The 14317-nt window shown below is 37.2% G+C and carries 12 protein-coding genes; 6 read left to right on the top strand and 6 right to left on the bottom strand.

Annotated elements, in window-relative coordinates:
- Positions 1-110: 110 nt before the first annotated feature.
- The gene (locus tag H4J73_RS16615) at positions 111-2210 is read left to right on the top strand and encodes a GGDEF domain-containing phosphodiesterase (RefSeq protein ID WP_182177583.1); all 2100 of its coding nucleotides are present in this window, start codon (positions 111-113) and stop codon (positions 2208-2210) included.
- Between the two features lie 53 nt (positions 2211-2263).
- Here H4J73_RS16615 and rraA read toward each other — a convergent pair whose 3' ends face one another.
- Positions 2264-2749: a ribonuclease E activity regulator RraA gene (rraA, locus tag H4J73_RS16610; protein WP_182177581.1), complete on the bottom strand. Its 486-nt coding sequence runs from the start codon at positions 2747-2749 to the stop codon at positions 2264-2266.
- 203 nt (positions 2750-2952) lie between these two features.
- Here rraA and H4J73_RS16605 point away from each other — a divergent pair, with 203 nt between their 5' ends.
- Positions 2953-4956 carry a bifunctional diguanylate cyclase/phosphodiesterase gene (locus tag H4J73_RS16605; RefSeq protein ID WP_182177579.1) on the top strand — a complete coding sequence of 668 codons (2004 nt, stop codon included), beginning with the start codon at positions 2953-2955 and terminating at the stop codon, positions 4954-4956.
- A 102-nt stretch (positions 4957-5058) separates the two neighbouring features.
- Positions 5059-6918, top strand: a complete 1860-nt coding sequence (locus tag H4J73_RS16600) for a methyl-accepting chemotaxis protein (RefSeq protein ID WP_182223590.1) — start codon at positions 5059-5061, stop codon at positions 6916-6918.
- 137 nt (positions 6919-7055) lie between these two features.
- Here the strand turns inward: H4J73_RS16600 and H4J73_RS16595 are convergent, their stop codons facing one another.
- The 5 genes from H4J73_RS16595 to priA all read right to left on the bottom strand — a co-directional run bounded on the left by H4J73_RS16595 (position 7056) and on the right by priA (position 12507).
- On the bottom strand, positions 7056-7421 hold the full coding sequence (locus H4J73_RS16595; protein WP_182177575.1) for a gamma-butyrobetaine hydroxylase-like domain-containing protein: 366 nt from the start codon (positions 7419-7421) through the stop codon (positions 7056-7058).
- 119 nt (positions 7422-7540) lie between these two features.
- Positions 7541-8869, bottom strand: a complete 1329-nt coding sequence (gene hslU / locus H4J73_RS16590) for an HslU--HslV peptidase ATPase subunit (RefSeq protein WP_182177573.1) — start codon at positions 8867-8869, stop codon at positions 7541-7543.
- Between the two features lie 55 nt (positions 8870-8924).
- Positions 8925-9443, bottom strand: a complete 519-nt coding sequence (gene hslV, locus H4J73_RS16585; protein WP_182177571.1) for an ATP-dependent protease subunit HslV — start codon at positions 9441-9443, stop codon at positions 8925-8927.
- A 133-nt stretch (positions 9444-9576) separates the two neighbouring features.
- On the bottom strand, positions 9577-10131 hold the full coding sequence (locus tag H4J73_RS16580; protein WP_182177569.1) for an SPOR domain-containing protein: 555 nt from the start codon (positions 10129-10131) through the stop codon (positions 9577-9579).
- Between the two features lie 159 nt (positions 10132-10290).
- The gene (gene priA, locus H4J73_RS16575; protein ID WP_182177567.1) at positions 10291-12507 is read right to left on the bottom strand and encodes a primosomal protein N'; all 2217 of its coding nucleotides are present in this window, start codon (positions 12505-12507) and stop codon (positions 10291-10293) included.
- Between the two features lie 255 nt (positions 12508-12762).
- Between priA and rpmE the strand changes: the two genes are divergently transcribed.
- From rpmE to H4J73_RS16560, 3 genes are all read left to right on the top strand, one after another.
- Positions 12763-12975: a 50S ribosomal protein L31 gene (gene rpmE / locus H4J73_RS16570; RefSeq protein ID WP_070374999.1), complete on the top strand. Its 213-nt coding sequence runs from the start codon at positions 12763-12765 to the stop codon at positions 12973-12975.
- A 224-nt stretch (positions 12976-13199) separates the two neighbouring features.
- The gene (locus H4J73_RS16565; protein ID WP_182177700.1) at positions 13200-13766 is read left to right on the top strand and encodes a sigma-70 family RNA polymerase sigma factor; all 567 of its coding nucleotides are present in this window, start codon (positions 13200-13202) and stop codon (positions 13764-13766) included.
- Positions 13763-14299: a hypothetical protein gene (locus H4J73_RS16560; RefSeq protein ID WP_182177565.1), complete on the top strand. Its 537-nt coding sequence runs from the start codon at positions 13763-13765 to the stop codon at positions 14297-14299. The genes H4J73_RS16565 and H4J73_RS16560 overlap by 4 nt, the downstream gene beginning before the upstream one ends.
- The last annotated feature ends 18 nt before the right edge of the window (positions 14300-14317 follow it).

Raw genomic sequence — 14317 nt, 5'->3', positions numbered from 1 at the left:
ATGGTATATGTATCTTTGCACTTCAATATACCGCATTAGCCTAGAGTCAATGTAAATTATAAATTGAAGAGGTGCGTGATAAGTCTTTTGTCATTACGTAAAGGTTATATATGAAATATTTTAGTTTTAGGTACTTTTCAATACCTGAAGTGTTGCTTTCCGCGGTGAGTTTATTTTTATTTTCCAGTACTGCGCAAGCCGCCACTTTTTCTTTCACCGAATTTAATATTGCCTTTGTTCTAGGATTAACGTTCCCTGTGATCTTGATTATCGCCTTAGTTAAACCCCTTAAGAATATTCGTGTTTGTTATCCACTTTTAATTTCTTTCAGTGTTTTATTAATGCTTTATGCATTAGCTTATGCGAAAAGCTATCAAAGTGAACTGATACTTTCATCGGCTATGGTGTTCTCTTCAGTGCTATATTTTTGGTTACGAAGTACATATTCAGCACCGACTGAAAAAGTTAATTATTTGATCAATTTTATTGTTGTGGCAACCGCGATATCTTTTGTTTTTTGTTTATGGTTTTTTCCCAGTATTAATGGCTATTTAGCATGGCTGGCTGCCAGTGTTATAGTGCTTTTATCTGCAGGAATGGCTGTTATTTCAGCAAAAAAGATACAAGATTCTAGCAGCTTAAGGTTAACGATACAGTGGCTGATTCACCTTAGTTTTGTGCTCATTGTGTTCGCTTGGCTAAATGCTCTTATTAATATGACATGGCTGGTGTCAGCTATTATTATTTCTTACTTAGCCGCTTTAATTAATGGTTGTTGGTTTTTGGTAGAAGCCATTCGCAAAGAACTTACTGGCATCGATGAAACAACTGGTAAAATATCGACCTCACACTCATTAGACCCAGCGACAAATTTACCCTCTTACCAGCAAGCACTTGAGCAGCTTGACCGCATTGTTAAGCAAAAATCGAAGAGCCAGTTTGTCACTATAGTATTTAAACCTATAAATTTTCAAGCGGTTAATACCGTTTTAGGGCGCCATAATTCTGATATCTTATTATTACAGTTAGCATATTGCTTACAGAAAAAAGTCGCTGAAAATAACTTGTTGGTTAACTTTTCAGATGAACAGTCGCCAATAAAAATAGCTCGACTGCAAGGGTTGCATTTTTTGGTTGTGCTCGATTTAAGTGCAGATAATTACCCAGACAACACTAAAGTTGAGCAGCTTTGCCGTGAGCTGACTGCAGCTGTGCCCACTGCGATGAGCTTTAAAAGTTTTTCCCTTAATTTTGAGTTAGCCTTTGGTGTAGCTTACATTGGACAGTATAGCCATAATTTGAGTGAGGTCATTTCATTTGCCGAAGACGCTTTGCTCGTTTCAGAACAGACGCAACAACTTATCAGCTATTTTGATCATAATAGTACGCTTTACACTGATCAGCAGCTGCAACGTATGGAGCGATTAAAGCAAGATGTAGCCAATGAAAAATTATATTGGTATATGCAACCTCAAGTCGCCTTAGCAAATAGGAAAGTGTTGGGTTTTCAAATGGAAGTACATTGGTACCACGATAGTGTTACGCCTTGGACGTTGGATCAGTTTGTTGATATTGCAGAACACAGCGGCGATATTTATCAGTTATCAAAACAAATGATTGTTGAAGCATGTAAGACTATTGTTCAGTTGAAAAAAATAGGGTTTAAAAAACCAGTAACCATTTCGCTGGCAAGTAAAGAGCTCCTAGAGCCAGCCCTGATTGACTATATTATTTTACAGGCAAAAAAGTATAATGTTGAAAAAAAGTATTTAATTGTCGAGTTTAAAGAAGCGTTAATTTTATCTGCTAGCCAAAGGGTAAAAGCGATTATTGATCAGCTTAGGTCTTTAGATATCAAGGTAGCCATAGGTGATTTTTCTGGTAGCTATGAGTCATTACGATATTTACGAAAATTGAGTATTTATCAAATAAAAATTAATTGTGATCTCTTAAGTGATAGTCACAAGCATATTGAAACTGGTGGCTCAGATAAAGCGATTATAAATGCATTGATTAACTTAACACGTGCAATGCAGTTACCCCTTGTTGGTACTTCCATTAATAATAGTCATGCTGAACAGGAATTTATCACTATGGGAGGAGAACATGCGCAAGGTCGACACTTAAGTCGAGGAGTTATTTTCGATGAAATTGAGATATGGATCAAGCGTTGGTTAGAACAATACCCTGAGAGTGAATCAAGTAACTGAGCCCAATGTCAATATTGGGCTCTGGTTCATGTCTTTGGCGTAATAGCGGGCCATTATTCAATATCTAATGGCTCAGGCGATAAAATAATACCGGTATTGTCAGCATAAAGGTGATCCTCAGGTAAAAATGTCACGCTCGCAAAGTTAATTGCTAAGTCACTTTCGCCAATATCTTGATCGCTAGCACCGACAGGAATAGAGACTAAGGCTTGAATACCTAAGTCGAGCTCTTCGATGGCATCAACGTCACGTACACTGCCATAACAGATAATGCCTTCCCAAGCATTCTCAGTAGCGGTTTCTGCTAGTGTAAAATCAATCAGTGCTCTGCGGGTCGAGCCGCCGCCATCAATAACTAGTACTTTTCCACGGCCATTTGTTGCTAAAGTTTGTTGGATTAAGCCATTATTTTCAAAGCACTTTATGGTAACAACTTGACCACCAAAAGAGCTACGGCCACCAAAATTACAAAAGATAGGATCAACAACATCAATTAAGTCGGCATAAATATTACAAAGCTCTGAGGTATTGTATTCCATGGTTTTTCTCTTAATTTATATGATTGAAAACTTAGTATAGCTTGATGTCTTTTAGGTACAACCGTTCTTTTAAATATATTTTGTTGTAAAATAACAGCTAAAAAGTAAATAATGATAGTGACTGACTTGTATTGCTTTAAAAAAGAATATTTAATAGATTCTAATAACTTAATAGATTCTAATAACTTAATAGAGAATATAGCATGATGGGTGAAAAAAACTTTTACCACAGTTTATTATTTTCTGTTGAAGCTATAGTTTTTGGATTATTGGCTACACTGTTGTTGATCTATTATCGTGGATTAGGGCGGCATTATGTAAAATACTGGATGCTGAGTTTATGCTCCTTAAGTGTTCATCAATTATTGTTGGCTATCGAAACCCAAATTACTGATGTAAGTGATGTCGCTTTAGAAAAAATTATTCTTAAGTGCTTTATTCAACTCAGCCTCTACTTCCATTTAACTGCACTTTTACTCGGTATTTATAGCGCCGTTTCGAAAAAAATCCTTTCAAAAAAAATTACGTGTGCCACTTTTATACTGAGTACCTGCCTTGCTATAACAGCAACCTTACTTTATGGCTTTAATGAAAATGAAGTTTACAACCGCTTCTACTTGCGAGAAAGCTTACCCGCATTTTTGATGGGTTGTAGTTTACTTTTAGCTGGTTTTTATCTCTATAACTCTCCAAAAAAATATTTTTCAGCGTATATTTTTATCATCTATAGTCTTGTTATGGGCTTAAGGTATGTCTTATTTTCCTTTCTTTCTATTATGTTGATTAACGAGTATTGGTTTCGACCATTAGCTGAAGTGCTCGTTTATTTTGATATGGGCGCTTTTACCCTCTTAGCTTTTTCGATGCTTATTTGGATGCAAGGTGCCGAGCGAAGTATTGCTATTTCAGCGATGAATAAGGCCCAATATTTGGGTAAGCACGATTCATTGACGGGGGCACTAAATCGGCAGCAAGTCATGGAAAAACTACCTTTCATCATAGAGGAAGCTAAAAGTAATCAACAAAATTTAGCGGTTTTCTTATTAGATATTAAACGCTTTAAGTTTGTAAATGATACTTATGGTCTTAAAGTTGGCGATGCAATTTTAGGTGAAATAGCCAATCGGTTAGATGGAAGTATATTTTTGCCAAAAGTGATTGGGCGTTTAAGTGGTGATTCGTTTGTTTTTGTTACTAATAATGTTGATCAACAACAGCAAAGTGCTGCAATAGAACATTTACATGGGTTAATAAATCGCCCGTATTTTATCAAACAACATAAAGTGTTATTACAATGTTCAGTAGGCTACTGCCTATATCCGCAGGATGCCAAACTAGCAGAAGACTTATTACAAAAAGCAAATTTAGCACTAGCACAAGCCGAAAGCCAAAATATAGCAACGGTTAAATATAAATCGGGTATGCAATCACATGGTCGAAGGTTGCTGGCGATGGAAAAAGAAATTCGTGATGGATTTGAAAAGAATGAATTTGTTTTATATTTTCAGCCTCAATTGAACTTGTTAAATAATAGAATAGAAGGTTTCGAAGCGCTTGTTCGTTGGCAACACCCAGAGCGAGGATTGTTACAACCAGGAAGTTTCTTACCTGATATAGAATCTCTTAACATGCTGAGCGACCTTGATAGTTATGTGCTTGAGTGTGCATGTCAATCGATAGCACGTTTGCAAAAATCGTATCATCGGCGAGTGACCATTGCGGTTAATATTACCGCGGTGGAATTTCAAGATCCCCAATTAATTGAAAATATTCAAGCACTACTTTTTAAGTATCAAATTACTCCTCGATGTTTAGATTTAGAGATAACAGAAAATGTTGTTATGACAGAAATAGCAACAGCGATGAATACCATTTTTATTTTGCAGAATATGGGGATAAACGTTTCAATTGATGACTTTGGTACCGGGTATTCCTCGCTGGCCTATTTGCGTAAATTACCTATAGACAAAATTAAAATTGATAGAAGCTTTATTGAAGAAGTGGCGAGTAATGACTCAGACTTAACCATTGTTAAGTCGATGGTCGAGCTTTCTCACGGGCTAGGTAAGCGTGTTTTAGCTGAAGGTGTTGAAACTGAAGAGCAATTACGTTTATTACGTAATATTGGTTGTGATGCTGTACAAGGATATTATATCAGTAAACCTATACCTGAAAATGAATTGAAAAAATATTTTACCCGTATATAACACCTCACATAATTATTTATAAAAAGGTTAGATAAATGGTTACTAATTTATTTAACCTAACTATACTCAAAATTATTAATTAATTTTTCTAGGAACTTCTTTATGCTAATCAAGCACAAACTTATTGCTAACACCGGAATTTTGGTTTTATCTATGCTGTTTATGTTGGGCTTACTTAACTTTGCGATGTCTTCTTTGGGGAGTGATATTAAAATTGCTCGAGAAATTGGCAATATCGAAACTGACATTCTACAACTACGCCGCAATGAAAAGGATTTTTTAGCAAGGAAAGAACTAAAATACTTTGAGAAATTTAGTCAACAATATAACGGGCTTGTAAAAGATATAATGGTACTTGATAGTACTTATAAAAGTATTGGCAGAGATCTTTCTGAATTAGATCAGCTGCACTCAATAGTCAGTGACTATCAAGAGCTTTTTACCGCGTTAGTTGACGCACAAAAAGAAATAGGATTATCCCCAAAAGACGGTTTGTACGGGCTGTTAAGAGCTTCGGTTCATGTTATTGAAGAATCAATCGGTAATAATGATTACAAACTGCTGACTAATATGCTGAAATTAAGACGTAATGAAAAAGACTTTATGTTGCGCCTTGATGATAAATATGTCGTTCGCTGGAATAATACGGCAGATACTTTTGTCGAAGATATTGACTCAAGTGAATTATCAGCGGATCTAAAAGTACAAATAATAAAAAATTTATCATCATATCAACAAGCTTTTAAAGATTTTGTCGCGGGTCAAAAACGACTTGGCTTAACTGCTAAAGAAGGTATTAAAGGTGATATGCGCAAGGTAGTTCATCAAGTTGATGATATTTTGGATAAACTTGTAACACTGAGTAAAAATGAAGTTGTAGCACACTCCAAGTTTGTTGATTTAGTCGCTTATAGTGTCTTTTTTGTTGTCTTAATTATTGCATTCGGTTTTGCGCTATTTGTTAGTCGTAGCATTCTATCAGGCATCAATCAGCTAAACGAGACAATGAAGCGAGTTTCAGAGACTCAAGATTTATCGCTGAGCGTATTAATAAATAGCGATGATGAAGTTGGGGAAATGGCCAATAGCTTTAATGATATGCTTGGTAAGTTTAGAAACTTAATCACCGCAGTGAATCTGTCGGTTGATAGTGTGCACGAGGCAACTGATAGTTTATCAAAAAATATTCATTTTGCTAATTCTGGCGTTGACTCACAAATTCAACAAACTGATATGGTTGCAACAGCAGTGACTGAAATGGTGGCTACAGTTGACGAAATTGCTAATAATACTAATGCTGCAGCGAGTAAAGCTGAAGCGACCAATAACAATGCAATTATTGGTAAAGAAGGCGTAACACAAACAATCGCAAAGATTGATCAGCTTTCTGAAAAATTAAGAGAATCAGAAAACATAGTTCAAGAGCTAGCTAAAGATAGCGACACCATAGGCTCTGTATTAGATGTTATTCGCGGTATAGCTGAGCAAACAAACTTACTCGCGTTAAATGCGGCTATTGAAGCGGCAAGGGCGGGTGAACAAGGGCGAGGATTTGCTGTCGTTGCGGACGAAGTTAGAACATTAGCAAGCCGTACACAAGACTCTACTCAAGAAATTGAAACAATCATTAGTTCGTTACAAGGACGAACGAAAGAAATTGTTTCACACATGGCTATTTGTCGAACGCAAGGGAAAGATAGTGCTGACCAAGCAAGTTCAGCCGGTAAAATGTTAGAAGAAATAACACAAGATGTTTCAACAATAATGGAAATGAATACCGCTATTGCTTCCGCCATTCAAGAGCAAAGTACGGTTGCCTCGGAAGTTAATAAACATGTTGTTGAAATAAGAGATGTTGCGGAGCAAGCGGGTCAAATATCTAATCAAAATGCACAAATGAGTGAAGAGTTATCTCAGCAGGCGGCTGTGTTAAACAAAGAGGTGAGTCAGTTTAAAGTTTAAGACTATCATTTTCTCTTGAATATATAGCGTTTTGTATTATCGAGAGAAAATGCCCCTAAAAAATTATCTATTTATATCTGTTACAATTAATAATGCCCACGGAAAGAGCATACGGTTGGCAACAGATATAAAATAGTTTATTTCACTTCAACAAAGTTAATCGATGTTTCTCTATTCTGGTTACCGGTTAAGCTTTCACAATAGTCTTGCCAGTTAACGTTATAATCTTCGAACAATATTTTGAATGTTTGATCAGTAAAAATGGCACTATGTTTATCATCAAATACTAAGCGATGGCCATATTTACCCAGTGGTTCAATACGTGTTAATTGTACCTCTTTTTTATGAAAAACTTCTGGTGTTTTAGCACCACTTTTAGGCTTGGCTTCGCTTGGAGAGAATACTCTTAGGTATTCAAAGTCGAAACTAAGCTGATGATTACTATCAAAATTAAGGGTCAGTTTTTTTTGCTGACGATTAAGCGTAAACTGAATGATATTCATTAATTCCCTCGTTCATAATGGGTTTGATTATAGGCGCGTATCTTTTTAAAGTACTTTTAAGCATACATCTTATTTGGTAGGGCATAAGAGTAGAAGGATAACCTCCTACTCTTTATTTTCTATAGGATAAAACGGCTTAAATCTTCATTTCTAACGAGTTCAGAAATAGTAGAGTCTACATACTTTGCATCAATAGTAATTGTTTCGCCAGCGCGCTTGTCCGCATTAAATGATAAGTCTTCAATCAAACGTTCCATCATCGTATGTAAGCGCCTAGCACCAATATTTTCAGTACTTTCATTGACTTGCCATGCCGCACTTGCGATAGCTTGAATGCCATCTTCACTAAATGAAACGTGCACGCCTTCTGTTGCCAATAAAGCGATATATTGTTCTGTTAATGATGCATTGGGTTCGGTTAAAATTCTAACAAAATCATGGGTTGTTAGCGGTTTTAGTTCAACACGAATCGGTAATCGACCTTGCAATTCAGGAATTAAATCAGATGGTTTTGACATTTGAAAGGCGCCAGAAGCAATAAATAAAATATGATCAGTTTTAATCATACCATGTTTAGTGCTTACCGTTGAGCCTTCAATAAGTGGCAATAAATCTCGTTGAACACCTTCGCGAGAAACATCGGGGCCTGTGCTATCGCCACGTTTACAAATTTTGTCAATTTCATCGATAAAGACGATGCCATTTTGTTCTACAGCATAAATAGCTTTTTCTTTAATATCTTCATTGTTAACAATTTTTGCGGCTTCTTCTTCTTGCAAAGCTTTGAAAGCATCTTTAATTTTTAATTTACGCTTACTTGTTTTTTCATTAGACATCCCTTGAAACATGTTTTGTAACTGCGAAGTCATTTCTTCCATGCCAGGAGGTGCCATAATTTCAACGCCCATTTGGCTGGCGGCTAAATCTAATTCTATTTCTTTGTCGTCCAGTTGACCTTCACGAAACTTCTTACGAAAAGCTTGGCGAGTACTACTATTGTCAGTAGCGCCTTCCGCTCCAAATCCGTCACGTGGTGGTGGCAGTAATATATCTAAAATTCTTTCTTCAGCCGCTTCTTCCGCGATATGTTTTACGCGAGTCATTTCCTGCTCTTTGGTCATCTTTATTGCCATATCCGCTAAATCGCGAATAATCGTTTCAACTTCTTTACCTACATAACCTACTTCGGTAAATTTAGTTGCTTCAACTTTAATGAAAGGAGCGTTGGCAAGCTTGGCTAAACGACGAGCGATTTCTGTTTTACCAACACCTGTTGGGCCAATCATTAAAATATTTTTAGGGGTAACTTCATTACGTAATTCTTCGTTTAACTGCATTCTGCGCCAGCGATTTCTTAAGGCGATGGCAACAGCACGTTTGGCGTCACTTTGACCAATAATGTGGCTGTCTAATTCACTGACTATTTCACGAGGTGTCATATTCGACATGATAATTCCTTAAGCATTGTTACTTGTTTTATATTTTACTAAGCAAGAGGGAGCCTTATAGCTCGTCAATCGTATGCTGATGATTGGTGAATACACAAATGTCACCAGCGATTGTTAATGACTTCTCAACAATTTCTTTAGCGCTTAGTTCGGTGTTTTGTAATAACGCTGTGGCTGCCGATTGAGCAAAATTCCCGCCACTACCAATAGCAATTAAATCGTGCTCTGGTTGTACAACATCACCATTACCCGTGATAATTAATGAAGCTGTTTCGTCGGCAACAGCAAGTAAGGCTTCTAACTTTCGTAATGCGCGATCACTTCGCCAATCTTTAGCAAGTTCCACCGCGGCTTTCGTTAAGTGTCCTTGATGCTGTTCAAGCTTACTCTCAAATCGCTCAAACAAAGTAAAAGCATCAGCAGTACCACCAGCAAAACCAGCAAGTACTTTACCATTATACAAACGGCGAACTTTACGAGCGTTGCCTTTCATTACGGTATTTCCAAGTGAAACTTGTCCATCACCACCAATAGCTACTTTGCCATTACGTCTTACGCATACAATAGTCGTCACAATTAACCTCAAATATTTATTTACATCTATGGAGAATAGATAAGGCTCATTATGACTTTTTCAAGGAGGGAACTAGATAAATGTGGCTATTATGTCAATCGAACTAATTTATCGCTCATTAATCTGTTTCGTTTTATTTCCAAAACCAGATTTGACAACCATTTACATTATTGCTTTTTAACTTATGTTTATCTTTTTCTGCTTCACGTTTTCGCTCATAAGGGCCTAAGAATACTTTGTAATAAATACCGTTCTTGCCTTTTGATTCACTTATTTGAGACGTTAAGCCAGTAAAGGCAATCGTTGCTTTTAATATCTCTGCTTGTTTCATTGTTCTAAATGAAGCACATTGCATTTTATAGGGACCTTTGTCTTTAACTTCATACTTACCCACTTCAACCTCTTTACTTTGGAGATTGTCCACATAAGCCCATATCTCTTTAGGTGGCGCAGGTAATGCTTTTTCTTTGACAACGCGTGTGTCTTCTTTGACTACTTTTACAGGAGAAGTTGATGGTTTTTTATCTTTTATCGCCCATAAACCGTAACTAAAGCCACCAATCAATAAAATAGCGAGCAACAAGACAAGTTTAAATTTTACAGTGAACGTTGGTTTAGGAGCCACTTTACTTTTATAAGGACTTTTCTTTTTATTTTGAGCGCGGGAAACGTAATCTTGATGAGCCATTAAATAATAATATACCGGTAAACATCAACTAATTCTAACCAACTGGTAAAGAAATAACACTAGTTTAAATAGAAAATTGTAATAGAGTGCAATATCTCGCCATTGCCATTCAAAGTACGCTACTTAGCTACCTCGTTGGTGAATGGGATCAGCAGGTAATTACCAGCTTAAATCAAGGGGATCAATATCCACTGTCCAGCGCACTTTTTTTTGCCATTCATTTTGAGCAATAGTATGAATGAGTCGATAAACGGCAAAGTGAAGCTGTTTACGTGACTTAGCTTGTACAATTAAATGGTAACGATATTTTCCTGCTTTTTTCTCCATTGCAGCAGGCACTGGGCCTGCGAACTGACAACCATCAAAAGTAACGTCTGTTAATGCGCTCAAAAATTTTTCAGGGTAAGAGGGGTAATTAGCTTCAGCGCGAAAAAGGGCTTGATAGCTAAACGGCGGTAATAATGCTTGTTTGCGCTCTGTTAATGCATATTTGGCAAAATGAGGATAACCGTTATTCACTAGATCTTGTAACAGTGGATGATCTGGGAAATTGGTTTGTACTAATACCCGGCCTGGTTTACTTTCGCGGCCTGCACGACCTGCAACTTGTACTAACAGCTGTGCCATGTGCTCAGCAGCACGAAAATCAAAGCTAAATAAAGCACCATCAACGTCTAAAACAGCAACGAGTGTCACATCTGGAAAATGATGTCCTTTTGCTAGCATTTGCGTGCCAATAAGTAACTGATGTTTTTTATCGCTGACCTCTTGTAATAATTTTGCCAGTTCTCCTTTTTTACGAGTGCTGTCGCGATCAATTCTTACCGTACTGTAGTTCTCGAATAGTTCACCGATACGTTCTTCTAATTGCTCTGTACCTTGTCCCATAGGTTTAATACGTACACTTCCACAACTTGGGCATTGATAAGGAATGCGTTTCTGGCTACTACAGTGATGACAAATGAGTAATTTTTGCCCTTGGTGCAAGGTATAAGGCTTATTACAACGCTGACAATCTGCTATCCAATGACATTCTTGGCAATTTATGGCAGGAGCATAGCCTCGACGGTTGAGAAATATTAATGCTTGCTCGCCACGCTTAAGGGTCGTTCCAATCGCTTTTTTTAAGGTGCCGGATAAACCATGTTCCATTTGCTGTTGTGCAACATTAATAAGCGTTATTTTAGATTGCGTACTTTGGCCCGGTCTTTGGGTTAATTGATGATATTGGTACTTACCGGATAGCGCATTTTGTAATGTCTCTAAACTGGGGGTGGCACTACCTAGCACAATAGGAATATTTAACTGACCCGCTCGTAAAATAGCAATGTCGCGTGCTTGATAACGAAAACTGTCTTGTTGTTTAAAAGAGCCATCGTGCTCTTCATCGACAATAATTAAGCCTAAGTGATGTAGTGGAGAGAAAACCGCTGAACGTGTACCAATGATTATTGCTGCGGTACCCCGCTGTGCGGCGAGCCAGGTTTGTAAGCGTTCTTTGTCATTTAGCCCAGAATGGTGTAAACAAATAGGTAAATTAAAGCGCTGTTCAAAGCGACTGAGCATTTGTGGTGTTAAGCCAATTTCAGGCACGAGTACAAGAACTTGTTTATTTGCCGCTAAGGTTTTTTCCATGGCTTGTAAATAAACTTCAGTTTTACCACTTCCTGTTATGCCATCAACCAGATGACAAGAAAATTGATCAAAAGATGCTTTCACCGCTGAAACAATAACGGCTTGTTCAACGGTTAATGTTAATTTTTCATCTTCGGCTAAAGCATCGTCGTGATAAACAAAACATTCAGATTTTTGTTCTTTTTCCTCAATGAGCTGTTTCTTTTCAAGGGTGTTCAATTGCGCTTTTGTAAAGCCTAAGGTACGAATTTCTGCCCAAGTGAGTCCCTGATGAGTGTTGATTAAAGCATAGAGTTCAGCTTGTTTGGGTGCTCGCTTGGTAATTTTCTCAAGCGTAACTGTTTCTTCATTTACCTGTTCAAATTGTTGGCTATGCCATGTAGTGGCTAAATCAATAGTAGGCTGTTCAACTTGTCGAAGTAAAACTGGCAGAGCAAGTTGTAATACATCGCCAACAGGATGATGATAATAATCGGCACAGCGCAATAAAAATTTTAATAAAGTAGGGGGAAGGTGAAAATTGTCATTCACTAAACTAATAATGGATTTAAGTTTTTTGTCTTCAATATCAGATGTTGTGCTGGTACTTATGATGATACCAATGACTTGACGGTGACCAAAAGGGACGATTACACGTGCGCCTGTTTGAATATCTTCACCATTGATGGTTGCAGGAACGATATAAGTAAATAACTGACGCATGGGAACAGGAATAGCGACTTGAATATAACTCACCTGCATAGAGAACACTTTTTTGACTATAATTACGCTTATTCTGCCGACTTGTTGTTAAGATGCCAAGTGCGATTTTGTACAAAGTTCCACTTTAATCCCCGTTATTGATTAATTGTTCATTTTTTAGCAATTAGTATCCTTAGGCTATTGCTAAGCATGTGGTGATGATTTAAAATTCGCCTCCATTATTTTTAACTCGTATGGTGCTTAGCAGCAATAATGACTGACTAAGTGGCGATACGGCCTTATACAGAGGTTTCTATGAAAGACGGTATTCATCCTAATTACGTTGAGTTCAAAGCAACATGTTCTTGCGGTAACATCATCGTAACGCGTTCTACAGCGAAAAAAGATATTCACTTAGACGTATGTTCAGCTTGTCACCCATTTTACACTGGTAAGCAGAAAGCTGCTGAGACCGGTGGTCGTGTTGATAAATTCAACAAACGTTTTGGTGCTCTTAGCAGCAAGTAATATTACGCTAAAATCAAAATGTATAAAAAAGCGTCTTAAGACGCTTTTTTTATGTCTGAAATTCAAGTTTACCTCCTAAGAATACAACTATGTGTTCATGTAATCGCAAATAAAAGATAAATTTATTTATCTTTTATTTAAACCCTTTTCTTAGATCACGTATCTTACCTTATAACAACACTATTACTGAGAGTTAACCTTTGGATAATCCGAAAGTTATTAACATTAAAAGTTGGACTGATAGTCAGCTAACTACTTCGCCTGAAATAGCGGAAGAGCAAGCGATAATATGCCGAGCGCAACAAGGTGATCAGCAAGCTTTCTATCAACTTTATCAAAAGTATCATAGAAAAGTTTATGCCATTTGCTGGCGTATGCTGGCGGATAAAGACAGCGCAGAAGATGTTTGCCAAGAAGTATTTGTGCAACTTTGGCAAAAAATATCTAATTTTCGTGGCGACAGTAAATTTTCCACTTGGCTACACAGTGTAACGAGCAACATTGTACTTGGGCATTTACGTAAGCATAAAAACTGGTTGCAACGTATTTTCAGTATTGAAGATCAAACCATTCAAGATGTGGCCGTAGAAATGGAAGATACGATTGAGTTAACTGCATTAGATACACAAATAGCAAGGCTGCCAGAAAGGGCACGATTAGTATTTGTTCTGTTCGCTGTTGAGGGTTATCGTCATGAAGAAATTGCAAAAATGTTAGATATGGCAGTAGGCACAAGTAAAGCACAATACCATAGAGCAAAAAGTTTATTAAGAGAGTGGGTCGAGATATGAGTAAATTATTGTCAGAGCAAGATTTGCAAAAAACCGTGGCTGAATTACCTGATGAAATGACACCGCAACGCGATTTATGGGCAGGTATTGAACGTGCTATTCAGACAAAGCAACAAGATAAACTGTCATTTGATTCACCTAAAAAAGCAGCTTTCATCTCGACAGCATGGGCAGCATCACTCGTTGTAGCAGTATTGGTTACTTGGTTTTCTTTTTCCCCACAACTTGCAGATAAATCAGTAAATTTAGCGAAACAAGATCATTCTCCATTGAACTTAGTTATGGCTATGCAAGAAAACTTTAAACAAACAAAACAAACTATGTTGGTGAGTTTTGGTCAGCCAAAAGTGTCGGAGTTACCCAAAGAAATTCAAGAAGAATTAAGTAAGCTTAGCTCTGCTCAGACAACCATTGAAAAAGCGTTAACCGAAGATCCTAGTAATAATGATTTACTGAACTTATTACGCTGGACACAAAAAAAAGAGCTCGACTTATTGAGTCAATTGTACAGTCCTAAATGGCAAAGTATTTAAAAGTAGTAATATATAGAG

This window comes from Colwellia sp. MB3u-41 (assembly GCF_014076845.1).
GTDB lineage: Bacteria > Pseudomonadota > Gammaproteobacteria > Enterobacterales > Alteromonadaceae > Colwellia_A.
Note: the sequence above shows the minus strand (reverse complement) of the source record. Positions and strands in the feature narration are given on the sequence as shown.